We start from the raw sequence: 24,493 nt of genomic DNA on the forward strand, positions 1-24,493 counted from the left end.
GACCCGATACGACAAGCACGCCATCGTCTACCGCGCCGCGGTCCTCATCCAAGCCGTCATCGCCTGGACCCGACAATTATCAGACACGCCCTAGCCCGCCGTCACGACGTACTGCAGACCGAATCCGACATCGCTCGGGACCTGGCTGACCACCACGGTGAACTCGTCATTGGAGTAGAGAGCGGTCAAGATCTCACCGACGTTGCCATTGGACACTTCGCTGAACCCGGCGGCGATAAGGGCTTCTCCCAGGCGGGAGTGTTCTTCGTCGTCGGAGAACACGTAGGAAAGCGTCCACATAGGACCGTCATCCCCCTGCACGGTGAATGCCTGAGCAGGGGTGCCCGAGGGCCGAGGAATGTCGGGGAAATCTGCGGGGATCTCGGTAGAGAGGATATCGACGACGGCACCATCGGTGACCTCGCTGATGATTCTCTCCGAAACGCCCTCGGCGACCAGATCCAGCGGATTCGCGCATCCCGCGAGGCTGAACACCAACACCGCCGACGCCGTCGTCGCGAACGTGACAGAACGTGCGCGTGTCTTCTTCACTGTTGTGCCTCGCATCTCCGAGCGGCGAGGGTGCCGCTGGCACCGGACGCTACCGACGGCTCTGTGAGTTCTCTTAAAGCAAGGGGGTGGATGCGCTGCGGATACTCACGGCCGGTTCGGGAAAGCCCGAGGGAATGATCGGCGCGGCCGGAGTGTTGTAGCCCACGGTGCTCAAAAGTGACGTTCGCGCCCGGGGGTTCTCCCGTCTTCCGGCGCTTTCGCGCCTCTAACGTCACGAAAGAGGTATCGATGCCGACACTCGCACTCGCCCCAGGGCAACCGCATCCGTGGTCTGGTCTCCTTGATCGCGACGACGTCGTCCTGCACGGGGGTGTCCTGCACCTTCTCCACGACTCCGTCACACCGCAACAAGCGCGCATCGATGACCTGCTCTTCGTCGCGGCCGCTCTGGAGGATGCCGGGATCGAAGTCGTCCTGATCCGAGGAGAGCACTCCGTCCCCGCCCTTGTGGTCGACGTCGATGCGCACGCCCGGGCCATCGACGCACTGGCGGCCGTGTGCGATGGCGAGCCGCTGTATCTCAAAGCGAAGCAGCAGCCCCCCGTGCTCGCGAGTGAAGCATCCGCCCCGACTGCGGGGAATGCTGCCGGCCCGCACGCCGTGCGCGTGTATCGTCCACGAATCACGACGAATCGCGCGTTGCGCTATGGCGCGTCGCTCGGGGCGCGTCTGGAGTTCTGGCGTCTGCACGGCGGACTCGTCGAGGCGCCGAATGACAACGCGCTCACGCGCCGCGTCATCCCTCGCGAGGATCTCGTCTTCGTCGATGTCGAACGATACGGCCGCCGCTGGCGCACGATCGACGGCATGTTCGACCCGCAGTCGCACGAGTTCACCGGCGACGTCGACATGGTCTTCTCGTGGGTCGACGGATCGACGAATGAGTTCCAGCGCCAGCGGGCAGCGCGCATGGCCGAGTACGTCGTCGGCGAGGGTGATGACAGCCCTGCCCGGTACCGTCATGTCGACGAGCTGCGCTACGCGCTGCGGAGCGTGCACATGTACGCCCCCTGGGTGCGACGGATCTTCATCGCGACCGACTCCCCTGCGCCCGGGTGGCTGATCGATCACCCGAAGGTCACGGTCGTGCGCAGCGAGGAGTTCTTCGCCGACCCTTCTGTCCTCCCCACCCACAATTCGCACGCCGTCGAGGCGCAGCTGCATCGGATCCCGGGCATCGCCGAGCACTTCCTCTATGCGAACGATGACATGTTCTTCGGCCGCTTGGTCTCTCCGGAGCTGTTCTTCACATCGACCGGGGTGACGAAGTTCGTCGAGTCCGAGGTGCGCATCGGCACCGGGGCTTCCGCGTCGCATCGCAGCGGGCACGACAATGGCCTTCGCGTGAACCGGGAACTTCTGAGGGCCCGATTCGGTCGCACGATCACGCGCGACCTCTCGCACTGCGCGACGCCGCTGCGCAAGAGCGTCATGACCGAGCTCGAGCGCGAGTTCTCTGAGGACTTCGAGCGCACCGCGGCGTCTCGATTCCGCTCTGCCACCGACATCTCGGTGACCAACAGCCTCTACCATTACTACGCGCTCCTGACGGGGCGGGCCGTCGCCACGAGCAAGCCGCGGGTGCGATACGTGCACACGACGCTCGCGAGTTCGCTTCGACGCATGGAGCGGCTCGCCGAACGGACCGATGTGGACATGTTCTGCCTCAACGACGGCGGCGAGACGGAACTCCCCGAAGAGATCAGGATTCGCACCATCCGCGCGACGCTGGACCAGATGTTCCCGGTGCTGCCGCCCTGGGAGCGTGCCGAGATCAGCGATGCACTGGTGTCGATTCAGCCCGAGCATCCGTCGATGGCGCACTGAACGGTCCGGCCCCCGCATGAGTGGGGCCGAGATCCACGTCGTCCGGGTCGAGGTCCCCGCCAGTCGGACGGATGCCTGCGGCTGTGAGCCGCCGACGGACCTCCGCGGCGTCGATGTACTCGAGCGTGCTCGGCACCTCGATCGGCACGACCGAGTGCACAACCGTGTCATCGAACACGTGCACGAGGTTGAAGGTCTGTGCACCGTCCTGCGGACGCATGCCACCGGTCGGCACCGTGAGGTCCTGCGAGTAGCACGTCGATGATGCGACCGAGACCGGAATGCCCGCGAACGTCGCAAAGGTCGAGTAATGCAGATGACCCGCGATGATCGCCCTCACATCGGTGCCGCGCAGAACCTCGGCGAGCCGTGACTGATCGCGCAGCTCGACGGCCACCGCCAACGGCAGCACGCTGGGCACCGGCGGGTGGTGCATCGCGAGGATCGATCCCAGCGGCGCGGGCGTTGCCAGCTCATTCCGAAGCCACTGCAACTGCTCGTCGCGCAACTCGCCGTAGTGCTCGCCCGGAACGGTCGAATCCAGAGTGATGACGCGCAGCCCGTTGAGCTCGTCGACCCGGTCCACCGGCCGCAGGTCGGCCGCTTCATCGAGCAGCCCTTCGCGGAATGCCCCCCGGTCATCATGATTGCCCATGACCCACAGCACGCGCGCGCCCAGTCTCTCCGCGAACGGCTCGACGAGGCCGCGGAGGGCCGCGTAGGCGGCGGGTTCGCCCCGATCAGCGAGGTCGCCGGTGACCACGATCACGTCGGGCGTGATGCCTGACGACTCGAATGCGGCGAGCGCACGGGCCAGTCGCTCGGCACCATCCACCAGATCGAACAGGCGCGCGCCCTCCGCAGTCAGGTGGGTGTCGCTCAGGTGCAGAAGGATCTGCTCAGGGGCGGGGTACTCAGCGCTGCGCATCGGTTCGGCTCCTCGCCTCGGCCGCAGTTTCCCGGAATGCTACCCGCGAGACACGACAACGACGTGGCGACACAGTGAACAGTGCGCGAACCAGCCAAGTACGCGTCGCCCCCGGCGGCGGCGGGCGGTCTCGTGCAGCGCGTCGGCGACTCGGTCATCCGCCGCTGGACGAACCGCCGTCGGTGTGTGCTCGAATAGCCATATGAGCGGGCTCTCGCTCGCAGACTGCATCTTCAGCGGCCGACGCGCCGCCGCGCACGCAGCACGGTCCACCTCCGACACACTCACGAGGAGAAGCAGATGAACATCACGGGAAACGTCTTCGTCGTCACTGGCGCAGGCAACGGAATCGGACGCGAAGTCACCCGGATACTGCTGGCGAGTGGGGCCTCTGTGGCAGGAGTCGACCTGAACGAGTCGGCACTGGCTGCGACGGCCGCGCTCGTGGCTGCCGGGAGTCGCTTCAGCAGTCACGTCGTCGACATCACCAGCCGCGATGAAGTACTCGCGCTGCCCGCGGCGGTGCTCACAGAGCATGGACAGATCGACGGTCTGGTCAACATCGCAGGTGTGATCCAGAAGTTCGTGAAAATCATCGACCTCCCGTTCGAAGAGATCGAGAAGGTCATGAATGTGAACTTCTGGGGCACGGTGAACATGGTGAAGGCATTCCTGCCGATCCTGGTGGAACGCCCCGAGGCGAGCCTGGTGAACGTGGCCAGCATGGGGGCGTACGCTCCCGTCCCCGGACAAGCGGTCTACGGTGCGTCGAAGGCGGCCGTCCGACTGCTCACCGAGGCCCTGTATGCCGAACTGCTCGACACGAACGTGTCCGTGACCTCGATCTTCCCGGGTGCGATCGCGACTGACATCGCAACCAACTCCGGCGTCGCCCTCTCCGAAGGCTCTTCGACGGACGCACCAGCCTTCAAGATGACCACCGCGACGGATGCCGGGAACGCCATCGTCGCTGCAATCCGAAAGGGCAGCTTCCGCGCGACCATCGGGAAAGACGCTGCCGCGATGGACAAGCTGGCCCGCCTCAGCCCGAAGCACGCGGCTCGAACGATCGCGAAGCAGATGGGATCCTTGCTGAGCTGAGCGCCCGCACCCTGTCGGAGGGGAAGGCTGGAGATCCGGTCAGCGATTCATGACCCGTCCCAGGTTCTTTGCCGCCAGGAGAGGGCTCCGTTGATCCGGCGACGCCTCACGCGATCACTCCCGCAGCGCGCGCAGGTGCGGCGTACGCGTCGGCGAGCGTGGCCACGGTGTCGTGCGCGTTGAGGCCGCTCGGGTTCGGGACGACCCACAGGGCGGCATCCGCGAGGTTCTCCTCTTGACGTCCGGCTTTCGCCTTGGCCCGGCGAAACCCCTGACGGTACGCCGTCAGCCCGACGATCGCGACGACCCGCGGCGCCCAGCGCGCGACGTCGGATTCGAGTCGCACTGCTCCCGCCTGCAGTTCGTCGCGCCCGAGCTCGTCCGCGCGCACGGTGGCGCGCTGCACGACGTTCGAGATGCCGATGCCGCGATCGAGCAACATGGCGCGGTCGTCGTCGCGCCACCCGCCGTCGCCGACGCTCGGCAGTCGGGGAATGATGCCGGCGCGCACGAGAGCGGGATAGAAGCGGTTTCCCGGGTGCGCGAAGTGGATGCCGGTGGCCGCTGTCCACAGCCCCGGGTTGATGCCGACGAAGACGAGCTTCGGATGCTCGGGCATCAGATCGGCGACGGTCTGATCCCGGTGGCTCTCGAGCTCGGCACGCGTGAAGGGCATGGGTCCAAGCATGCGGGAATGCTGAAGCGTTGGCGATTGCATGAAGCAGCCGTCCGCGCCTTCGCTGAGGTCTACGTGGGAGTCAGGCGGAGCCGTAGCGCATCTTCGCACCGCGCACCTGGCGAATGAATGCCAGTACGGCAGCGAAGTACCCAGTGATCAGCATCGCCGACGCCGAACCGATCCCGTTCCCGGGCTTCGACCGGCTCGTCCTCAGCCACGCGAAGCTCCAGTCAGTGATGCGTGAGCATCGCTACGCATCGTGGCGCACGGCGCTCGCGTCCGTGGTCGGCGTCTACCTCATCACAGACACCCGTGACGGCCGACACTACGATGGTAAAGCCGACGGCGCAGAGAGTATCCGCCAGCGCTGGAACGCGTACGCGACGAACGGCCACGGCGGCAACGTCGAACTTCGCCGTCTTGATCCGACCAGCTTTCGATTCTCACTACTGCGTGTGTTCGATCCTGCGACGCCGACGCGGGATATCGACGCAGCCGAGAAGCATTTCAAAGACGCGCTCGACTCACGCCGCCACGGCCTGAACCGAAACTAGGGCTCCGCATCGCTGCCCGGCACCCACGTGCGGACATCGTGACGCGACGCGACCTGCCCACGAAGGTGCACGCAAACCCCGAAAACCAAGGACGAAGCCCAGGTGAGAAACATTCTCTCACCTGGGCTTTTTCTGTCGGGATGACAGGATTTGAACCTGCGACCCCTTGACCCCCAGTCAAGTGCGCTACCAAGCTGCGCCACATCCCGGTCCACTGCCCGCTGCGCGGACAACTCCACCATCCTACCCGCTCCCGAAGAGTGCCGCGAACGCGACCGGCCCATGACGACAAGCCGATCCGCACCCGCACGTGGTTGTCGATGTCGCCGGCCGGGAGTACCGTCGGCGCATGGCTGAGATCCGGATCGAACCGGCCACCCGATTCGACGACGTCGAGCACGCCCTCACGGGCGGCGGCGACGGCCCGGGGTGCCAGTGTCAATGGTGGACGCTCACCGCATCGGAGTGGAACCGCACGCCGGTCCCCCAGCGTGAAGCCCTCTTCCGCGACGAGATCGCGGCGACGCCCGCTCCCGGGCTCATCGCCTATGTCGACGGCGACCCCGCAGGGTGGGTGCGCGTCGGCCCGCGCACGGCACAGCAGCGCCTTGCCCGCACGCGCAACTTCGCCAAGACGAGCGAAGAGCCGTGGGACGACCCGACGGTCTGGGCGATCACGTGCTTCGTCGTCCGCAAAGAGCACCGCCGATCAGGGCTCACCGCGGCGCTGCTCGATGCGGCGGTCGCGTTCGCCCGCGACAACGGCGCCCGTGTCGTCGAGGGCTACCCCATCGATCCCGACGCGGGCCGGCGTCGCACATCGAACGAGCTGTTCCACGGCGTCGTGTCGACCTTCCGCGCGGCGGGGTTTCGCGAGGTCGCACGACCGCGTCCCGATCTGGCCGTCGTGGCTCTCGACCTCGGCAGCTGAGCGCCCGCTCGCGTGCGACGATGGTGACGCCGCCGCACACCGTCGAGGAGGACCATGCCACGGCTCTGGATCGGGTTCATCCCCTACATCGTGCTCTCGATCGTGCACGTCACCGCCCTCGCGTTCGGTTCCGACGCGATCGCCGCGCCCACCAAGCTCACGCTCATGCCGCTCCTCGCGATCGCGGTGCTGCTCGGATCGCGCGGTCGCCCGTGGACAGGAGCGACGACACTCCTCCTCGTCGCGATCGGGCTCTCCTGGCTCGGTGACGGCGCCGGCACGTTCTTCCCGTGGGCCCCGACCGTACCGCTCATGCTGCTGTGGTTCGGCCTCGCGCACGTCTGCTACATTGTGCTCTTCGTCCGCACCCTCGCGCGGCGTCGCCTGCCGCTGTGGTCGGCGGTCTTCGCGCTGTGGTGGGTCGCCCTCCTCCTCATCCTCGCGCCGCACCTTGACGCACTGCTCATCCCCGTCGCGCTCTACGGCCTCGTCCTGGGCGGCACCGCCGCCGCGGCTTCGCGCTGCCACCCGCTCATCGCGTGGGGAGGTGTGTTCTTCCTGGCATCCGATTCGATCCTCGCGTTCCGTCTGTTCGTGCCCGATGCGATGCCCGACTGGACGAGCCCCCTCGTCATGCTCACCTACACGCTCGGACAGGGGCTCATCGCCGCCGGCGCCCTCGTCAGCCTGCGAACCCGCGCCCGCGCGGCGCAGCCGATCTCATGACGGATGCCGCCGCTCGCGTCGACGCATGGCTGTGGGCCGTGCGCGTCTACAAGACGCGCACTCTCGCGACGCAGGCGTGCCGCGCCGGCCACGTGCGGGTCAACGGCGAGCGCGCGAAGGCCGCGCAGCAGGTGCGCCCCGGCGACGAGGTGCGCGTGCGGATCTCGGGCTTCGACCGTCATCTCGTCGTGCGGAAGACCATCACCAAGCGCGTCGGTGCGGCCGTCGTCGCCGAGTCCGTCGAGGACCGAACGCCGCCTCGCGAGAACATCCCCGTCGTGGCGCAGCGCGACCGCGGAGCCGGACGCCCGACGAAGCGCGAACGACGCGAGATCGAGAAGTTCCGCGGACGCTGACTACAGCTCGAGCAGCCAGCGAGCACCTGTCACGCGCGTCGCCCCGGCCGCACTCGCGCGACTGGCGAGTCCCCGATCGCTCGTCACGACCGAGACGTGGCCACGCTCCGCCGCGAGGCGCTGGACCGCCGCGACGATCGCGTCGTCGCCCGATCCGTCCGCGCGCACGACCTCGACGCCCTCGACATCCGCCACGCCGCGTGCGGCGCCCTCGACGACGACCACCCAGTCGGGGAACCACACGTCTTCGGCGAGATCGAGCTCCCTCGCGGCGACGCCGACGCGTGCGTGCGCGGCGACCCGCTCGAGGAGACGCTCGTTCGCTCCGGCGCGGTCGCGCCACCAGCCGTCCGGCACGGAGCCGACGACGTTGGCCGCGTCGACCACGACGACGGGGCGGACATCCAGCAGCCCGCGCATTCTCTCCCACGACGCGGCGAAGCCCGGATGCAGAGGACGATCGGCGACCTCGTCGACGGGCACCCACTCCAGCGCGCGGCTTTCCGGGTCGGTGATGACCGCTTCGAACGGGTCGACCACATCGGCGACGACGGTCGTATAGCTCCAGTAGCCGAGGTCGAAGACGCTCAGCACGCGCGGGCGGGTCGTGCCATCGGGGACGCCCGCTTCTTCCTGAGCCTCGCGCACGGCGCCGGTCATCGCCGCTTCACCCTCGTGCAGCGCACCGCCGGGCAGCGCCCACGTGTCGCCGTGATGGCTCCACGCGACCCGGTGCTGCAGCAGCACACCGCGCTGCGGGTCCAGCGCGAGCAGCCCCGCGGCGCCGAAGCGCCCCCAGTACCGCTCCCCCGTCGGCGCGACGACCCACGCGTCGCCCGGATCGCGCGGCCCGAGCGGGCGACGTGGCTCGTCGGCGGCGGGAGGAACGAGAATCACCGCTGGCGACGCTCCCGGACACGCATGTTGATGACGATGGGCGTGCCCTCGAAGCCGTACAGCTCGCGCAGGCGGCGCTGGATGAACCGGCGGTATCCCGGGTCCAGGAAGCCCGTCGTGAACAGCACGAACGTCGGCGGACGCGTCGACGCCTGCGTCCCGAACAGGATGCGGGGCTGCTTGCCGCCGCGAACGGGGTGCGGGTGCTCCGCGATGAGTTCGGAGAGGAAGGCGTTGAACTTGCCCGTCGCGATGCGCTGATCCCACGAGTTCAGCGCCGTTTCCAGCGCCGGCACGAGCTTGTCGAGGTGACGACCCGTGCGCGCCGAGATGTTGACGCGCGGCGCCCACGCCACGTGAGCGAGATCCTGTTCGATCTCACGCTCGAGGTAGCGGCGACGGTCGATGTCCTCCATGTCGTCGTCGTTGAGGCGGTCCCACTTGTTGAACGCCAGCACGAGGGCGCGTCCCGATTCGAGCACGAGGTCGATGATCCGCACATCCTGCTCGCTGAGCGCCTGCGAGACATCCAGCACGACGACGGCGACCTCGGCCTTCTCGAGCGCCGCCGATGTGCGCAGCGACGCATAGAAGTCGGCGCCCTGCTGCAGATGCACACGACGACGGATGCCGGCGGTGTCCACGAACCGCCACATTCTGCCGCCGAGCTCGACGATCTCGTCGACGGGGTCGCGCGTCGTGCCTGCCAGTTCGTTGACGACGACGCGCTCTTCGCCTGCCGCCTTGTTCAGCAGGGAGGACTTGCCGACATTCGGCCGGCCCAGGATCGCGACCCGGCGGGGCCCGCCGATCTCGTGCTTCGCGACGGCCGAGACATCGGGCAGCACCTTGACGACCGCGTCGAGGAGGTCGGCGACGCCACGTCCGTGGATCGCCGAGACGGGGTGCGGTTCGCCGAGGCCCAGGTTCCACAGCGCGGCGGCTTCGGGCTCCTGCCGTGCGTCGTCGACCTTGTTCGCGACGAGGAAGATCGGCTTGCCGCTCTTGCGCAGCAGCTTCACGACGTGCTCGTCGGTCGACGTCGCACCGACCATGGCGTCGACGACGAAGAGCACGACGTCGGACAGGTCGATCGCGACCTCGGCCTGCGCCGCGACCGAACGGTCGATGCCGCGCGCGTCGGGCTCCCAGCCGCCGGTGTCCACGAGCGAGAAGCGACGCTCGAGCCACTCCGCCTTGTACGTGACGCGGTCACGCGTCACGCCCGGCGTGTCTTCGACGACGGCCTCGCGGCGGCCGAGGATGCGGTTCACGAGCGCCGACTTGCCGACGTTCGGGCGACCGACGATCGCCACGACGGGAAGGGCGGGGAAGAACTCGATGCCGTCGATCCCCGACTGCAACCCCTCGAGCAGAGCGGCGTCGTCCTCGTCGAGGTCGTAGTCGGCCAGGCCCGCGCGCAGCGCTTCGGCTCGCTGCTCGGCGAGTTGCTCGTCCATGTCGGCGAGCGTCTCGGCCAGTTGGTCCGGCCCCGCCTCGTACTCGTCTTCAGCTGCCACGGGTTTCTCCTGCCTTGTTCGCGAGCGTCGCGTGCACGACATCGAGCACGGCGCGCACGGTCTCATCGAAGTTAAGTCGCGTCGAGTCCACCACGGTCACCCCGGGTGCCGCTGTGAGGAAGTCGACGACGGACGAGTCGGACGCGTCCCGGCGGTGCAGGGCGGTCGCGACAGCGGCGGCATCCTGCGTCGTCACTTCGGCGCTGCGCCGCGCGGCGCGCACCTCGGGAGCAGCCGTCAGCAGGATGCGCACGGGCGCGTCGGGGGCGACGACGGTCGTGATGTCACGGCCCTCGACGAAGACGCCGGGCCGGTCGGCAGCGGCCAGCAGCGTGCGGAACATGGCGTTGATCGCCTCACGCACGGCGGGGACCCGCGCCACCCCGCTCACCGCGTCTGAGACGGCGGGCTCGCGGATGGCTCCGGTCACGTCGGTCTGGCCGACCCGCACGGCGTAGGCGTCGGGGTCGAGCGAGATCTCGAACTCGAAGTCGGTCGACACGTCGAGCACGGCGGCCGAGTCGGCCGTGTCGATCCCCCGCGACAGGGCGTGCCACGCGAGGGCGCGATACGCGGCACCGGTGTCGAGGTAGCCGTAACCGAGCGAGCGTGCCGCCTGCTTGGACACGCTGGATTTGCCGCTGCCGGCGGGTCCGTCGATCGCGACGATGACGGTCCCGGTCCCGGTTTCGGTCCCTGAGCTTGTCGAAGGGTCAGTCATTCGAGATACTCGCAATCTTCCAGCCGCGGGATTCCAGGCCGTCCACGGCGCGGCCGACGGCACTGGGCTCGACGCTGATCTCGGCGAGACCGAACTGCGCGCCGGGTGAGTGCTCCAGGCGCAGATCCTCGACGTTGACGTCGAGGTCGCCCAGTTCACCGAAGAGTCTGCCGAGCTGTCCGGCGGTGTCGTCGACCATGACGACCACCTGCTCGAAGCGCCGGTTCTGTCCGTGCTTGCCGGGAAGCCGTTCGACGCCCTCGTTGCCCCGGCGGATCGTGTCCGCGACGGCGCGGCGCGCGCCCGGTGCATCCGGTGCGCGCAGCGCGTCGGCGACCGACGACAGGTCTGCCGCGAGCGCATCGAGCACGTCGACGACGGGCGCCGCGTTGGCGCCGAGGATCTGCACCCACAGCTCGGGAGCGGATGCCGCGATCCGGGTCGAGTCGCGCACGCCCTGCCCGGCCAGCTGCAGCGCCCCTTCGGGAACACCGATGAACCGACCCGCGAGCAGGCTCGCGACCAGCTGCGGCACGTGCGAGACGAGAGCGACCGAGCGGTCGTGCTCGTCGGGCGACATCTCGATCGGCATGGCGCGCAGGTCTAGCGCAAGGCCCTCGACGAGGGCGAGATGCGCCGACGAGGTCTCTTCGTCGCGGCACACGACCCAGGGGCGTCCGATGAAGATGTCGGCGCGCGCCGAGATCGCTCCACCACGCTCTCGTCCGGCGAGCGGGTGCGAGCCGATGTAGCGGGTGAGGTCGACGCCCCGCGCGCGCAGCTGGTGCAACGGCTCGAGCTTGACGCTCGCGACGTCGGTGACGACCGCGCGCGGGTGCGCCGCGAGCTCGCGTTCGATGACGTCGGCGGTCACGTCGGGCGGAACGGCCACGACGACGAGCGTCGGATCGTCGTCATCGCGCGCCGCGCGGCCCGCCCCGTAGTCGACGGCGAGCCGCAGCTGCGAGGGCGACGTGTCGTCGAGGGCGACATCGACGCCGAGCGCACTCAGCGCGTGCCCGATGCTCGCACCGAGCAGGCCCGCACCCACGATGCGGACGGTGCCGTGCACGCGCGGTGCGAGCGGTACGGCACGCCCGGATGCGGCGCTGGAATCGCTCACTCGGTCTCCTGGTCCCCTGCGGGGTCCTCCCCGTCCGGCGGGGCGGCCTGTCGCGACAGCGTCAGCAATTCGCCCCGTTCCACCTTAGTCAACTCGCGGGCCTTCCCCACGGGCAGGGTGCCGAGATGCAGGGGGCCGAACTGCCGTCGCACGAGCTCTTCGACGGGGTGGCCGACGGCGTCCATCATGCGACGGACGATGCGGTTGCGCCCGGAGTGCAGAGTCAGTTCGACGAGGGATGCCTCGCGCCCGGCATCGAGCAGGCGCGCCTTGTCCGCGGCGATCGGTCCGTCCTCGAGCTCGATGCCCTTCGTGAGCACCGCGACGGTCTGGGGCGTCACGCGCCCCGTGACCTTGGCGATGTACACCTTCGTCACCCCGAACGAGGGGTGCGCCAGCACGTGGGCGAGGTCGCCGTCGTTCGTGAGCACGAGCAGACCGCTCGTGTCGGCGTCGAGGCGTCCGACGTTGTAGAGCCGCTCGGGCCATTCCTCGGCGTAGCGGCGCAGATCAGCGCGGCCGCGGTCATCGCGCATCGAGCTCACGACGCCAGTGGGCTTGTTGAGCATGACGTAGCGCTTGGACTGGTCGAGCTGCACCGCTGTCCCGTCGACGTCGACGAGGTCGCTCTCGGGGTCGATGCGGCTGCCGAGCTCGGTCACGACCGTGCCGTTGACGCGCACCCGGCCCTCGACGATGAGCTGCTCCGACACGCGGCGCGACGCGACGCCCGCATTGGCGAGCACCTTCTGCAGGCGGATGCCCTCGCCACCGGTCCCTGAGCTTTCCGAAGGGGGCGTCATCGTACATTCTCCATATCGAATCCGTCGGCGCCGTCATCGAGCAGCGGCGAGATCGGCGGCAGCTCGTCGAGCGAGTTGATGCCGAGGTTGATCAGCAGGGCATCCGTCGTGCCGTAGTTGATGGCGCCCGTCTCGGCGTCGGTGAACAGTTCGGTGATGAGGCCGCGGGCCACGAGCGTGCGCACGACCGAGTCGACGTTGACGGCTCGGATCGAGGCGACCTGCGAGCGGGTCACCGGCTGCTTGTACGCGATGACGGCGAGGGTCTCGAGCGCGGCCTGCGACAGCCGCGACGGCGTCTGTCCGCCGACGAACTCGGCGACGAGGTCGTCGTGCTCGGCGCGGACGTAGAGCCGCCACCCACCGCCCACTTCGCGCAGCTCGAAGCCGCGGCGGGGGCCACCGGACAGTCCGTCGTAGTCGGCCACGAGCGACTCGATCGCCTGCCGCACGGCGGGGATCGGCGCGGACACGGCGGTTGCGAGGTTCACGAGGCTCTGCGGCTCGTCGACGATCAGCAGGATCGCCTCCAGCCGCCGCGCGACGGAGGTGTCAATTGTCATAGTCGGCTCCCAGGCTCGCGAGATTCTCATCGGACCAGCGCTCCGCGGTCCAGCGCAGGGTCAGCTCGCCGAGGGGTTCGAGCTGCTCGAACGACAGTGCGGCGTGACGATACAGCTCCAGCACCGAGAGGAACCGCGCCACGACCACGCCCTGCTGGGCGACACCGGCGATGAGTTCACGGAAGGTCAGGGCTCCCGCGTCGCGCAGCAGCGTCACGACGACGGCGGCCTGTTCCCGGATGCTGATGAGCGGGGCGTGCAGGTGATCGAGGCCGACGTGCGGAATCTCCTTCGGCGTCATCGCCAGGATCGCCAGCGCCGCGAAGTCCTGCGGCGTGAGGCTCCACACGAGCTCGGGCACGGCCGTGCGGTACTTCTCGTCGAGCGGCACGGCGCGCACGTGACGCCGGTCTTCGGCGTTGAGACCCGCCGCGAACCACGTCGAGACCTGTTTGAACGCGCGGTACTGCAGCAGCCGGGCGAACAGCAGGTCGCGCGCTTCGAGGAGAGCGACCGACTCGGCGTCGACGAGCTCGCCCTGGGGCAGGAGTCCCGCGACCTTCATGTCGAGCAGGGTCGCCGCGACGACGAGGAACTCCGAAGCCTCTTCGAGTTCCTCGTCGGGACCGAGGTCGCGAAGGTAGGAGAGGAATTCCGACGTCACCTGCGACAGCGCGACCTCGGTGATGTCGAGCTCATGCTTGGACAGCAGTGTCAGCAGCAGGTCGAACGGTCCGTCGAAGACTCCCAGCGACACCCGGAACCTGTCGGCGCCCGGGCCCTCAGCCTCGGTCCCTGAGCTCGTCGAAGGGCCGTCAGGCGACGGCGCCACGGGCGACCAGCTCCCGCGCGAGGCGCAGGTAGGCCTGCGCGGCCGCGTGCTCGGGCGCGAACTCGGTGATGGGCATCCCCGATACCGAGGCGTCGGGGAACTTGACGGTGCGGCCGATCACGGTCTCGAGCACGTCGTCGCCGAACGCGTCGACGACCCGCTCGAGCACTTCACGCGAATGCAGCGTGCGCGGGTCGTACATCGTCGCGAGCACACCGTCGAGCTCGATCGTGGGATTGAGCCGATCGCGCACTTTGTCGATCGTCTCGATGAGCAGGGCGACTCCGCGCAGCGCGAAGAACTCGCACTCGAGCGGGATGACGACGCCGTGGCTCGCGGTGAGCGCGTTGACCGTCAGCAGACCGAGCGACGGCTGGCAGTCGACGAGGATCACGTCATAGTCGCCCGCGACCTTGCGCAGGACGCGGGCGAGGATCGTCTCACGCGCGACCTCGTTGACGAGGTGCACTTCAGCCGCCGACAGGTCGATGTTCGCGGGGACGACGTCGAGTCCCTCGACGCGGGTCTGCACGATCACGTCGTACGGGTCGCGCTTGGTGTCCAGAAGCAGGTCGTAGACGGTCGGGATGTCGTGGGTCTGGATGCCGAGCCCCGCCGACAGCGCACCCTGCGGGTCGAAGTCGACCGCGAGGACCTTGCGCCCGTAGTAGGCCAGCGCGGCGGCCAGGTTGATGGTCGTCGTGGTCTTGCCGACGCCGCCCTTCTGGTTGCACAGCGAGATGATGCGCGCGGGCCCGTGGCTGTCGAGCTTCGGAGGTGTCGCGAAGCCCTGATACGGACGACCGGTCGGCCCGACCGGGATGTCGCCCTCAGGCGCCTGCTTCGCGCCGCGCGTTCTGCCCGCCACCGACTCTCCTGTCTTCGCGTTGCCGTGCACCGATTCTCGCACACGGGTGCCCGCGAACCTCAGCGCGCACGCGGGTGCGACGTGACGTAGACATCGCGCAGGGTGTCGACCGAGACATGGGTGTAGATCTGCGTCGTCGCAACCGACGCGTGCCCGAGCAGCTCCTGCACGACGCGCACGTCGGCGCCGCCCTGCAGCAGATGCGTCGCGAACGAATGGCGCAGCGTGTGGGGTGACACATGAGCGGTGAGACTCGCCCGCTGGGCGGCATCCCGGATCACGAGCCACGCGCTCTGTCGCGACAGCGGCGCACCGCGCGTCCCGAGGAACAGTCGCGGCGACGCGATGCCCCTCCGCGCCAGTTCCGGCCGCACCCGGGTGAGGTACGCATCGACGGCGGCACGCGCGTACGACCCGATCGGCACGATCCGCTCCTTGTCGCCCTTCCCCCGCACGCGCAGCACATCACCGTGCGCGAGGTCGTCGACGTCGAGCTGCACGATCTCGGACACGCGGGCACCGGTCGCGTAGAGCAGTTCGAGCAGAGCGCGGTCCCGGATCCCCCGCAGGTCGCCGGGCGCGGCGTCCGACGGCGCGGGACCCGCGGCATCCAACAGCTGCTCGACCTGCTCGATCGTGAGCGCCTTCGGCAGCCGACGCGCCTGCTTGGGCGGCCGCAGGCGCTGCGTCGGGTCGTCCAGCCCGATCCCTTCCCGCACCAGAAAACGATGCAAGCCGCGAACCGACGATTGCAGACGAGCGAGGCTGGATGCCGCAGGTGCGGGATCCGCCGACGCTCGGGCCGCCGCGAACGACGCGACGAGCTCGGCCGTCACCTCGCCGGAATCGGTGACGCCCTGCCCGCGGAGCCATTCCACGTACACGGCGAGGTCACGCCCGTAGGCGGCCACGGTGTGATCGGAGAGTCCGCGCTCGATCGCGGTATGACGCAGGAACGCGTCGACGGCCCGCTCGAGCCGCATGTCACCCCTCGGCGGGTGCACCGGCGCGCAGCCGTTCGGCTGCCGCGAACACCCCCACCGCGAGGATCCCGTTGCGCATCCGGCCCGCGAGCACACCCGCGATCACGTCGTCGAGCGGCATCCACGCGATGCGGATGTCGGCCTCTTCGGCTTCGCGCGCATGCGCCGTCTCGACGGAGGAGAGCCCACGGGCGAGGAAGACGTGCACGACCTCGTCGTTTCCGCCGGGCGTCGTGAAGACGCTCACGAGGGACTCCCACTGCGCGGCGCGCAGGTCGGCTTCCTCGGCGAGCTCGCGGACCGCCGTCTCGAGGGGCGCCTCGCCGACGACGTCGAGCAGGCCGGCGGGGATCTCCCAATCGCGCCGTCTGATGGGATGCCGGTACTGCTGCACGAGCAGGACCCGCCCGTCGTCGTCGAGGGCGACGACGGCCGCGGCCCCCGGATGGTCCACGTACTGCCGCACGATCTCGCCGCCGCCGTAGCGGACGGTGTCGCTGCGGACATTCCACACGTGGCCCTCGTAGACGAGCTCGCTGTCCACGACGAGGTGGTCGACGGGCTCGTCCGCCAAGGGCGCGGGATCAGCCATTGTCGACGTCGAAGAGCTCGCTGGAGCGATGCCGCTCCAGCGCGGCGCCGATCAACCCGCGGAACAGCGGGTGCGCGTTCGTCGGGCGCGAGCGCAGTTCGGGGTGCGCCTGCGTCGCGATGTAGTACGGGTGCACGTCGCGCGGCAGCTCGACGAATTCGACGAGGTCCAGGTCGGGGTTGATCCCGGAGAAGACCAGGCCCGCGTCGGAGATCTGGTCGCGGTAGCGGTTGTTGACCTCGTAGCGGTGTCGGTGCCGCTCCTCGACGCGCAGCGATCCGTACACCTCGGCGGCGATGGATCCCTCCGCCAGATCGGCGGGATACAGGCCGAGACGCATCGTGCCGCCCAGGTCACCGCCGGCGAGGATGTCGATCTGCTCCTCCATCGTGGCGATCACGGGGTGCGACGTGTCGGGGTCGAACTCGCTCGACGATGCGTCCTCGATGCCGGCGACATGGCGGGCGTACTCGATCACCATGCACTGCAGGCCCAGGCAGATGCCGAGGGTCGGGATGCCCTGTTCCCGGGCGAATTTCAGCGCGCCCAGCTTGCCGTCGATGCCGCGGATGCCGAAGCCGCCCGGGACGATGATGCCGTCGAGCTCCCCCAGCGCCTTCTCGGCCCCTTCGGGTGTCTCGCACTCGTCCGAGGGGATCCAGCGGATGGTGACGTGGGTCTCCTGTGCGAAACCTCCCGCCTTGAGTGCTTCGGTGACCGAGAGGTATGCGTCGGGCAGGTCGATGTACTTGCCGACGAGCCCGATCGTGACCTCGTGCTTGGGGTTGTGCACGGCCGAGAGCACGCGACTCCAGCGCGACCAGTCGACCTCGGCCGCCTTCGTGAGGCCGAGCGAGCGGACGATGTAGTCGTCGAGGCCCTGCTCGTTGAGCATCGAGGGGATGTCGTAGATGCTCGGCACGTCGACGGCATTGACGACCGCGCTCTCGTCGACGTCGCACATGAGCGCGATCTTGCGCTTGTTCGACTCGGTGACGGGGCGATCGCTGCGCAGCACGAGCGCGTCGGGCTGGATGCCGATCGAGCGGAGCGCGGCGACGGAGTGCTGTGTGGGCTTGGTCTTCTGCTCGCCCGAGGCGCCCATGAACGGCACGAGCGAGACGTGCACGAAGAAGACGTTGCCGCGGCCGAGCTCGTGGCGGATCTGGCGTGCCGACTCGATGAACGGCTGGGACTCGATGTCGCCGACCGTGCCGCCGATCTCGGTGATGATGACGTCGGGACGCGGATCCTCGGTCGCCTGCAGGCGCATGCGCCGCTTGATCTCGTCGGTGATGTGCGGAATGACCTGCACCGTGTCGCCGAGGTATTCGCCGCGGCGTTCGCGCGCGATCACACGGGAGTAGATCTGCCCCGTCGTGACGTTGGCGGCCTCGCTCAGCTCGATGTCGAGGAACCGTTCGTAGTGGCCGATGTCGAGATCGGTCTCGGCGCCGTCGTCGGTCACGAAGACCTCGCCGTGTTGGAACGGGTTCATCGTGCCGGGGTCGACGTTGAGGTACGGGTCGAGCTTCTGCATCACCACGCGCAGCCCGCGCGCCGTCAGCAGATTGCCCAGACTCGCCGCCGTGAGGCCCTTCCCCAACGAGGAGACGACACCCCCGGTCACGAAGATGTGCTTGGTGGTGTCGTCGGTGGATCCCGCGGAAATCGTTCCGGAATCAGAAGTCTGCATCACGGGCTTCAATCCTATCAGTCGGTCTCGGCGCCGAGGTCGAGCAGTTCTCGAGCGTGGGACAACGCGGCATCCGAATCGGGCATCCCCGACAGCAGTCTCGCCATCTCGGCCTCGCGCTCCGCACCCTGAAGTCGGCGCACATCCGACGCCGTCACGGATCCGTCGCTCGCCTTGACGACCGAGAGGTGGTTCGAGGCGAAGGCGGCGACCTGCGCGAGGTGGGTGACGGCGATGACCTGCGACGTGCGTGCCAGTCGCGCCAGGCGCCGCCCCACCTCGATCGCGGCCGCGCCTCCGATTCCGGCGTCGACTTCGTCGAAGACGAACGTCGGAACGGGATCGGTGCCGGCGATGACGACTTCGATCGCGAGCATGACGCGGCTCAGCTCTCCGCCGGATGCCCCTTTGGAGACGGGTCGCAGCGTCGCTCCCGGATGGGCAGCGAGGAGGATCACGACGTCGTCGCGGCCGAACGCGGTCTCATGGCCCGCAGTGACGGAGACTTCGACGCGCGCGTCGGGCATGGCGAGCTCTCGCAGCTCGGCCGTCACGACGTCGCCGAGGGCCGCTGCGGCGATCTCACGAGCCGCCGTGAGAGCCGCGGCGGCGGTGTCCAGAGCGGATGCCGCGTCGTCACGCTCGTCGCTCAGTCGCTCGATGCGGTCGTCGTCGTCATCGAGCTCCGCCAGGCGCGCCGATCCGCTCTCCCGCAGCTCGATCGCGCGCTCGAGCGACCCGTGGACGCGGATGAGCGCGCCGAGCACGGAGCGACGTTCTTCGACGGCGGCGAGTTCATGCGGACCCGCATCATCGATGTCGGCGAGGTACCCGGACAGCGACATGGCGAGATCTTCGATGCGGTAGCCGAGATCGGCGACCTGGGCTGCGAGCTCTTCCAGCGCGGGATCGTGCGCGCGCTCGAGAGCACGGCGCGCCTCGGCCACGAGCGCGGTCGCGTCAGGCTGTTCGCCGTCGCCCGAGAGGGCGGCGCGCGCCGTCGCGGCAGCCAGGCGCAGCTCTTCGGCGTTCCCGAGCCGCTCCGCCCGCACGGTCAGCTCCGCGTCCTCTCCCGGCGACGGGTCCGCCTGCTCGATCTCGGCGAGCTGCGCCCTCAGCTCGTCGGCTTCGCGGGCGCGGGTATCGCGCTCGGCGCGAAGCGTCGTCAGCTCGCGATCGGCGGTGCGCCAGCGCTCGTATGCCGCCGCGTAGTCGTGCAGGGCGGACCGGACCGGCTCCCCGCCGAAGCGGTCGAGTGCATCTCGCTGCGCGGCCGCCGAGGTCAGTCGCAGCTGGTCGGACTGCCCGTGCAGCACGACGAGGTGCTCGGCGAGGTCCGCGAGCACACCGGCGGGAGCAACGCGGCCGCCGACGGACGCCCGCCCCCGGCCTTCGCTCGAGATCGACCGCCCGACGTAGAGCTCGGCACGCCCGTCGCCGAGTGCGTCGAGATCGCCTCCCGCGTCGCGGACGCGCTGCGCGACCGGACCCGTGTCGGGCACGATCCACACACCGTCGACCGCCGCCTGGGCAGCCCCGGCCCGCACCGCGCCCGAGTCGGCGCGCTGCCCCAGCAACAGGCCGAGACCGGTCACGACCATCGTCTTTCCGGCTCCGGTCTCACCGGTGATCGCGGTGAAGCCGGGGCCGATGGGCAGCGTCGCCTCGGCGATCACACCGAGATCGCGAAGGCGCATCTCCTCGATCACGGCGCGGCGTCCGCTCCGCCGGTCTCGCTCGTGATCGCGGCGGGCCCTCGCCACCCGGCGACCGGAAGCCGGAACTTGCGCACGAGCCGATCGGTGAAGGCGGCGGGATGCAGCCGCGCCAGGCGGACCGGACGCGGTGATCGGCGCACGACGACGCGCGCACCGGGCGGCAGGTCATGCGAACGGCGGCCGTCGCACCACAGGATGCCGACGCCGTTCGTGCGTTCGAGCACCTCGATCGCGACGGCGTGCTCGGGCCCGACGACGAGCGGCTTGGCGAACAACGCATGCGCCGAGAGCGGGACGACCGAGATCGCCTCGACGGTGGGCCAGATGACGGGCCCCCCGGCCGAGAAGTTGTACGCCGTCGAGCCGGTCGGGGTCGACACGACCACACCGTCGCAGCCGAAGGAGGACAGAGGACGCCCGTCGATCTCGATGACGACTTCGAGCATGCGCTCACGGCTCGCCTTCTCGACCGTGGCTTCGTTGAGCGCCCACGTCTCGTAGATGATGCTGTCGTGGGCGTCTTTGACGCGCACCTGCAATGCGAGACGCTCTTCGACCCGGTAGTCGCGCTCGACGACGCGGCGCACGGCATCGTCGAGTTCGTCCCTCTCGATCTCGGCGAGGAAGCCGACGTGGCCCATGTTGATCCCGAGCACGGGCGCCGTGCTCTCGCGCACGAGCTCGGCGGCACGCAGGATCGTGCCGTCGCCGCCGAGCACGATCGCGAGCTCGATGTCATCGACCGGAACATCGATCCCGAGCCGCGCGATGCCGTGGAACGAGTCGAGCACGTCGCCGAGCTCGGCGGCATCCTCCGGCACGAGGACAGGCCGCGCGCCGGCGTCCTGCAGCGCGCGGATCACCCGATCAGCGGCATCCACCGTGTCGTCTCGTCGCGCGTGCGCGACGACGAGGATGCTGCGCTGCGGCTGTGTCATGGGCTCCCCGCCAGTCGGTTCACGGTGCTCGACCATTCTGACGGATCGTCCCCTCGGCCCGGGGCCAGATGCACGACATACTCGCTGTTGCCGTGCGTGCCGACGATGGGTGAGGGGATGAGGCCGAGCACGCCGAAGCCCTCATCCCATGCGTGCCAGAGAACGCGCGAGACCGCGTCGGCGCGCAGGACGGGGTTCGTCACGAGCCCGCCCTTGACCGACGTCCTGCCGACCTCGAACTGCGGCTTGATGAGCAGGACGACGTCGGCATCGGGCGCGACGACCCCCCGGACGGCAGGCAGCACGTGCGCGAGCGAGATGAACGCGAGATCGCCCGTCACGAGGGACGGCGCGGCGGTGATGCCGCTCACGGCGGCGAGCGATTGCGCCGTCATGTGCCGCACGTTGAAGCCTTCGACGGACACGACGGCGGGATCGTCCGCGATGGATGCCGCGAGCTGGTCGTGCCCCACATCGACGGCGATGACGGGGTGGGCGCCGCGCTCACGCAGCACCTGTGTGAACCCTCCCGTGGAAGCGCCCATGTCCAGCGCGACGCGTCCTGAGACGACGATCGAGAAGGCGTCGAGGCCGGCGATGAGCTTGTGGGCCGCGCGGCTGACGTAACGGTCTGCGCCCTCGACGACGAGCGCGGAGTCCTCGTCGACGGGGGTCGACGGCTTCACGACGGGCCGCCCGTCGACCGTCACAAGGCCGCCCGAGATGAGCGTCGCGGCATGCGTGCGCGATCGGGCGAGTCCGCGCGCGGCCAGGGCAGCGTCGAGGCGGACTGTCACGGGCGTCCGTGGCCGGTGACGTCGGTGTCGAGCCGTCGCGAGAGGGAATCATGCAGCGACGCGTATGCCGCGGCCCGTGACGCGAGTGGCTGGGCCTCGATCACCTCGAGGCTCGACAGCAGGTCGCTCGCGTCTTCGATCGCCGCAGACTCTTCCATGTCGACAGGATACGTCCCCCCGCCGACGCGCCGGGGTGTCACGGCCGGTGGAACGGATCCGCGTAGAGCGCTTCGGGCACGCGGAACCCGAAGATCGCGCGGCCGGTGTCCCAGATCGCCTTCGCTCCCGCGCGCAGCAGGTCGAGCGGGTCGTCCCCCTCCGAGAGGATGCGCACGTCGGGGCCGTCGATGCGGACGCTCGCACCGCGTACCGTCACGACACCGTCGCGGACGCGGGCGACGGGATACGGCTCATGCAGATCACGCAGGTCGCGCAGCAGATACGTGGGCTGCGAGCCGGCGGGCGCGGCGAGCACGTGCTTGGGGCGGTCGATGCCGGTCAGCACGAGTGCCGAGGGGATGCCCGCGCGATTGGCACCGAGGATGTCGGTATCGAGGCGGTCGCCGAGGAACAGCGGATGCTGCGCGCCGAACCGGGCGACGGCCTCGTCGAAGATCGGGACTTCGGGCTTTCCCGCGACCGTCGCCAGACGGCCGACGGCGGTGTGCACGGCGGACACGAGGGTCCCGTTCCCGGGTGCCACACCGCGAGCCTGCGGAATGGTCCAGTCGGTATTGGTGGCGATCCACGGGATGCCACCCTCCGCCTCGGGCAGCTTCAGCGCGAAAGCGGCTTCGGCCAGCTGAGTCCAGCCCACCTCCGGGGCGAAGCCCTGCACGACGGCGGCCGGATCGTCCTCGGCGCTGCGGGTCACGACGAAGCCGGCCTTCTCGACCTCGACGACGAGCCCCTCTCCCCCGACGACGAGCACCGTCGCGCCGGCGGGAATCATGGTCGCGAGCAGTCGCATCGCCGCCTGCGGGCTGGTCACCACCTCATCGGGCTCGGTGCGCAGCCCGAGGTCGGTGAGATGCCGTGCGACGCTGATGTCGGTACGCGAGGCATTGTTGGTGATGTACGCCAGGCGCCGTCCCTCGCGCGCGCGGGTCAAGCTGTCGACGGCGTGCGGAATCGGGCCTGGACCGGCGTAGACGACGCCGTCGAGGTCCGCGAGGATCACGTCGACGCCGTCGAGCGGTGTCTGTGCGCGGTCGCGGCGGAAGAGCGCCATCAGGCGTCGTCTTTCTCGTCGATCCCCGCTTCCGCAAGAATCTCGGCGACCTCACCATCGATCGACCCGGCGCCGGCCGTGGCGGTGCTGGCGACGTCGACGTCGACGGGCGCGAGAGCGACGGACATCGCGGGTTCGTCGTCCGAGGCGTCGTCCGACTCGAAGATCTCCTCGACGATCACGGTCTCCAGATCCCCCGCTCCGCTGGCGGCGTCCAGCGCGTCCGCGGCCACGACGGCCCGTCGCTGCCATTGCGCGGCCTCATCGTCGCGCCCGAGCTCTTCGAGTACCGCCGCGCGCGCGGCGAACAGCGCCGGGCTCCACTCGAATGCCCGATCGGGATCGAGTTCGGGGATGTCGAGCTCGAGGAGTGCCCGCTCGGGCTCGCCGAGATCGAGTCGCGCACCCGACATCGCGATCGCCAGTTCCACCCGCACCGGCGCGGGCAGCGCCGTGCGTTCGACGGCACGGCCGGCCTCGAGCGCGCGGTCGGGACGCCCGACACCGCGTTCGCTGTCGACGAGAAGAGCGATCTGGTCGTCGCTCCCCGAGATGCGCCGGTACGTGCGCAGTTCGCGAAGAGCCAGTGCATAGTCGCCGGTGGCGTATGCCGTGATCGCGAGCGTCTCGCGCACGACGGCGATGCGCCCGGCTCGGCGCGATGCGGACAGCGCGTGCTCATGCGCGAGCGCGGGGTCATCGTCGATCAGCTTCGCCGCCATCGCGAGATGGCGCGCCACGCCTTCGGCGTTCTCCTTGCTCAGTGTCTTGAGCTCGTTGCGTGCACTCGGGTGCAGGTCCTGCGGCGTGATGTCATCGGGGATCGCGGGGTCGTCGTGTCGCGGCCGGACCGCGCGGATCTCTTCGGGACGCGTCGCCCGGTCGGGCCGTCCTGCCCCGCCTCGCGTCGGACGGCCGGACGCGTCACGGGTTCCCTCACGCTTCTGGTAGGGCTTGCGATCGCCGTCGCGCGCAGTGAAGGGTTTGCGGTCACCGTCACGCTTCGCGTACGGCTTGCGGTCACCATCACGCTTTTCGTACGGCTTACGCTGGCCATCGCGCTGTTCGTACGGCTTACGATCACCATCGCGGCTCACGTACGGCTTCCGCTCGCCATCGCGCTTCTCATACGGCTTACGCTCGCCATCGCGGCCCACGTACGGCTTCCGCTCGCCATCGCGCTTCTCATACGGCTTACGCTCACCGTCGCGGGGGACAAAGGGCTTCCGCTCTCCGTCGCGCTTCGCGTACGGCTTGCGCTCGCCATCGCGCTTCTCGTACGGCTTCCGCGCGCCGGCGGAGCGATCGCCCCGCGACGCCTGTCGAGAGCGGTCGTTGCGGTCGTGCTTCGGCTCGCGCTCGGAAGCGCCGTCGCGCTGCTCCTGGTCTGCCATTCGTCGCTCCTTCAGCGTGCGGGTTCGAAAAATCACCCCTGAAACGAGAAAGGGCCACCCAGCATTGGGTGGCCCTTTCTCGAAAGAAGTCCGGCGGTGTCCTACTCTCCCACAGGGTCCCCCCTGCAGTACCATCGGCGCT

The 24,493-nt window shown here is 69.2% G+C and carries 26 protein-coding genes, 1 tRNA gene and 1 pseudogene; 7 read left to right on the forward strand and 21 right to left on the reverse strand.

All coding sequences use genetic code 11. The features are described 5' to 3' along the window. Positions 1 to 94, forward strand: a pseudogene (locus ACWICD_RS14070) (IS5/IS1182 family transposase); the annotation flags it as partial. Here ACWICD_RS14070 and ACWICD_RS14075 read toward each other — a convergent pair. Next, a complete protein-coding gene (locus ACWICD_RS14075; RefSeq protein WP_376128127.1) occupies positions 91 to 552 on the reverse strand; it encodes a hypothetical protein in 462 nt (153 codons plus the stop codon). The pseudogene ACWICD_RS14070 and the gene ACWICD_RS14075 overlap by 4 nt on opposite strands. Positions 553 to 801: 249 nt before the next feature. On the opposite strand from ACWICD_RS14075, the gene ACWICD_RS14080 reads away from it, so the two are divergent. Further along, positions 802 to 2,400 carry a stealth conserved region 3 domain-containing protein gene (locus ACWICD_RS14080; protein WP_376128129.1) on the forward strand — a complete coding sequence of 533 codons (1,599 nt, stop codon included), beginning with the start codon at positions 802 to 804 and terminating at the stop codon, positions 2,398 to 2,400. On the opposite strand, the gene ACWICD_RS14085 is transcribed toward ACWICD_RS14080, so the two are convergent. After that, positions 2,348 to 3,328, reverse strand: a complete 981-nt coding sequence (locus ACWICD_RS14085; protein WP_376128131.1) for a phosphodiesterase — start codon at positions 3,326 to 3,328, stop codon at positions 2,348 to 2,350. The genes ACWICD_RS14080 and ACWICD_RS14085 overlap by 53 nt on opposite strands. A 300-nt stretch (positions 3,329 to 3,628) precedes the next feature. On the opposite strand from ACWICD_RS14085, the gene ACWICD_RS14090 reads away from it, so the two are divergent. Further along, on the forward strand, positions 3,629 to 4,429 hold the full coding sequence (locus tag ACWICD_RS14090; RefSeq protein ID WP_454140527.1) for an SDR family NAD(P)-dependent oxidoreductase: 801 nt from the start codon (positions 3,629 to 3,631) through the stop codon (positions 4,427 to 4,429). Positions 4,430 to 4,535: 106 nt separating this feature from the next. Here ACWICD_RS14090 and ACWICD_RS14095 read toward each other — a convergent pair whose 3' ends face one another. Beyond that, positions 4,536 to 5,105, reverse strand: coding sequence for a mismatch-specific DNA-glycosylase (locus ACWICD_RS14095; protein ID WP_376128134.1), 570 nt, complete (start codon positions 5,103 to 5,105; stop codon positions 4,536 to 4,538). 155 nt (positions 5,106 to 5,260) lie between these two features. Between ACWICD_RS14095 and ACWICD_RS14100 the strand changes: the two genes are divergently transcribed. After that, positions 5,261 to 5,662 carry a GIY-YIG nuclease family protein gene (locus ACWICD_RS14100; RefSeq protein WP_376128136.1) on the forward strand — a complete coding sequence of 134 codons (402 nt, stop codon included), beginning with the start codon at positions 5,261 to 5,263 and terminating at the stop codon, positions 5,660 to 5,662. A 135-nt stretch (positions 5,663 to 5,797) separates the two neighbouring features. Here the strand turns inward: ACWICD_RS14100 and ACWICD_RS14105 are convergent. Beyond that, positions 5,798 to 5,871, reverse strand: a tRNA-Pro gene (locus tag ACWICD_RS14105). Positions 5,872 to 6,011: 140 nt separating this feature from the next. Between ACWICD_RS14105 and ACWICD_RS14110 the strand changes: the two genes are divergently transcribed. The 3 genes from ACWICD_RS14110 to ACWICD_RS14120 are packed head-to-tail and all read left to right on the forward strand — an operon-like array spanning position 6,012 to position 7,675. Continuing rightward, positions 6,012 to 6,593 (forward strand): GNAT family N-acetyltransferase, encoded by a 582-nt coding sequence (locus ACWICD_RS14110; protein WP_376128138.1) that lies wholly within the window; start codon positions 6,012 to 6,014, stop codon positions 6,591 to 6,593. A gap of 54 nt (positions 6,594 to 6,647) precedes the next feature. Further along, a complete protein-coding gene (locus ACWICD_RS14115; protein WP_376128140.1) occupies positions 6,648 to 7,319 on the forward strand; it encodes a lysoplasmalogenase family protein in 672 nt (223 codons plus the stop codon). Beyond that, positions 7,316 to 7,675, forward strand: coding sequence for an RNA-binding S4 domain-containing protein (locus tag ACWICD_RS14120; protein ID WP_376128142.1), 360 nt, complete (start codon positions 7,316 to 7,318; stop codon positions 7,673 to 7,675). Before ACWICD_RS14115 ends, ACWICD_RS14120 begins: the two co-directional genes overlap by 4 nt. Here ACWICD_RS14120 and ACWICD_RS14125 read toward each other — a convergent pair whose 3' ends face one another. The 17 genes from ACWICD_RS14125 to ACWICD_RS14205 are packed head-to-tail and all read right to left on the reverse strand — an operon-like array spanning position 7,676 to position 24,351. Further along, the gene (locus tag ACWICD_RS14125) at positions 7,676 to 8,572 is read right to left on the reverse strand and encodes an NUDIX domain-containing protein (RefSeq protein WP_376128144.1); all 897 of its coding nucleotides are present in this window, start codon (positions 8,570 to 8,572) and stop codon (positions 7,676 to 7,678) included. Next, positions 8,569 to 10,032: a ribosome biogenesis GTPase Der gene (gene der / locus ACWICD_RS14130; RefSeq protein ID WP_376128223.1), complete on the reverse strand. Its 1,464-nt coding sequence runs from the start codon at positions 10,030 to 10,032 to the stop codon at positions 8,569 to 8,571. The genes ACWICD_RS14125 and der overlap by 4 nt, the downstream gene beginning before the upstream one ends. 49 nt (positions 10,033 to 10,081) lie before the next feature. Then, complete coding sequence (gene cmk / locus ACWICD_RS14135; protein ID WP_376128146.1) at positions 10,082 to 10,813, reverse strand: (d)CMP kinase; 732 nt, start codon at positions 10,811 to 10,813, stop codon at positions 10,082 to 10,084. Next, entirely contained in the window at positions 10,806 to 11,936 is a 1,131-nt protein-coding gene (locus tag ACWICD_RS14140) for a prephenate dehydrogenase (protein WP_376128148.1), read from the reverse strand. The genes cmk and ACWICD_RS14140 overlap by 8 nt, the downstream gene beginning before the upstream one ends. Further along, positions 11,933 to 12,739 (reverse strand): pseudouridine synthase, encoded by an 807-nt coding sequence (locus ACWICD_RS14145; RefSeq protein WP_454140528.1) that lies wholly within the window; start codon positions 12,737 to 12,739, stop codon positions 11,933 to 11,935. The genes ACWICD_RS14140 and ACWICD_RS14145 overlap by 4 nt, the downstream gene beginning before the upstream one ends. After that, positions 12,736 to 13,302, reverse strand: a complete 567-nt coding sequence (gene scpB / locus ACWICD_RS14150; protein ID WP_454140529.1) for an SMC-Scp complex subunit ScpB — start codon at positions 13,300 to 13,302, stop codon at positions 12,736 to 12,738. Before scpB ends, ACWICD_RS14145 begins: the two co-directional genes overlap by 4 nt. Next, positions 13,292 to 14,134 (reverse strand): segregation and condensation protein A, encoded by an 843-nt coding sequence (locus tag ACWICD_RS14155; protein ID WP_454140530.1) that lies wholly within the window; start codon positions 14,132 to 14,134, stop codon positions 13,292 to 13,294. The genes scpB and ACWICD_RS14155 overlap by 11 nt, the downstream gene beginning before the upstream one ends. Further along, a complete protein-coding gene (locus ACWICD_RS14160; protein ID WP_454140531.1) occupies positions 14,118 to 15,002 on the reverse strand; it encodes a ParA family protein in 885 nt (294 codons plus the stop codon). Before ACWICD_RS14160 ends, ACWICD_RS14155 begins: the two co-directional genes overlap by 17 nt. A gap of 59 nt (positions 15,003 to 15,061) precedes the next feature. Then, a complete protein-coding gene (xerD, locus tag ACWICD_RS14165) occupies positions 15,062 to 15,985 on the reverse strand; it encodes a site-specific tyrosine recombinase XerD (RefSeq protein ID WP_454140532.1) in 924 nt (307 codons plus the stop codon). A gap of 1 nt (position 15,986) precedes the next feature. Then, positions 15,987 to 16,577, reverse strand: coding sequence for an NUDIX domain-containing protein (locus tag ACWICD_RS14170; RefSeq protein WP_454140533.1), 591 nt, complete (start codon positions 16,575 to 16,577; stop codon positions 15,987 to 15,989). Next, a complete protein-coding gene (locus tag ACWICD_RS14175; RefSeq protein ID WP_376128225.1) occupies positions 16,570 to 18,273 on the reverse strand; it encodes a CTP synthase in 1,704 nt (567 codons plus the stop codon). The genes ACWICD_RS14170 and ACWICD_RS14175 overlap by 8 nt, the downstream gene beginning before the upstream one ends. Before the next feature lie 17 nt (positions 18,274 to 18,290). Further along, entirely contained in the window at positions 18,291 to 19,982 is a 1,692-nt protein-coding gene (gene recN, locus ACWICD_RS14180) for a DNA repair protein RecN (protein WP_376128162.1), read from the reverse strand. After that, complete coding sequence (locus tag ACWICD_RS14185) at positions 19,979 to 20,929, reverse strand: NAD kinase (RefSeq protein ID WP_376128164.1); 951 nt, start codon at positions 20,927 to 20,929, stop codon at positions 19,979 to 19,981. The genes recN and ACWICD_RS14185 overlap by 4 nt, the downstream gene beginning before the upstream one ends. Continuing rightward, positions 20,926 to 21,726 (reverse strand): TlyA family RNA methyltransferase, encoded by an 801-nt coding sequence (locus ACWICD_RS14190; RefSeq protein WP_376128166.1) that lies wholly within the window; start codon positions 21,724 to 21,726, stop codon positions 20,926 to 20,928. Before ACWICD_RS14190 ends, ACWICD_RS14185 begins: the two co-directional genes overlap by 4 nt. Then, positions 21,723 to 21,884, reverse strand: coding sequence for a hypothetical protein (locus ACWICD_RS14195; protein ID WP_376128168.1), 162 nt, complete (start codon positions 21,882 to 21,884; stop codon positions 21,723 to 21,725). Before ACWICD_RS14195 ends, ACWICD_RS14190 begins: the two co-directional genes overlap by 4 nt. A gap of 38 nt (positions 21,885 to 21,922) precedes the next feature. Further along, positions 21,923 to 22,957: an HAD-IIA family hydrolase gene (locus ACWICD_RS14200; protein ID WP_454140534.1), complete on the reverse strand. Its 1,035-nt coding sequence runs from the start codon at positions 22,955 to 22,957 to the stop codon at positions 21,923 to 21,925. Next, positions 22,957 to 24,351, reverse strand: a complete 1,395-nt coding sequence (locus tag ACWICD_RS14205) for a primosomal protein (RefSeq protein ID WP_454140535.1) — start codon at positions 24,349 to 24,351, stop codon at positions 22,957 to 22,959. Before ACWICD_RS14205 ends, ACWICD_RS14200 begins: the two co-directional genes overlap by 1 nt. Positions 24,352 to 24,493: the final 142 nt, after the last annotated feature.

This window comes from Microbacterium sp. NPDC055357, from assembly GCF_053644835.1.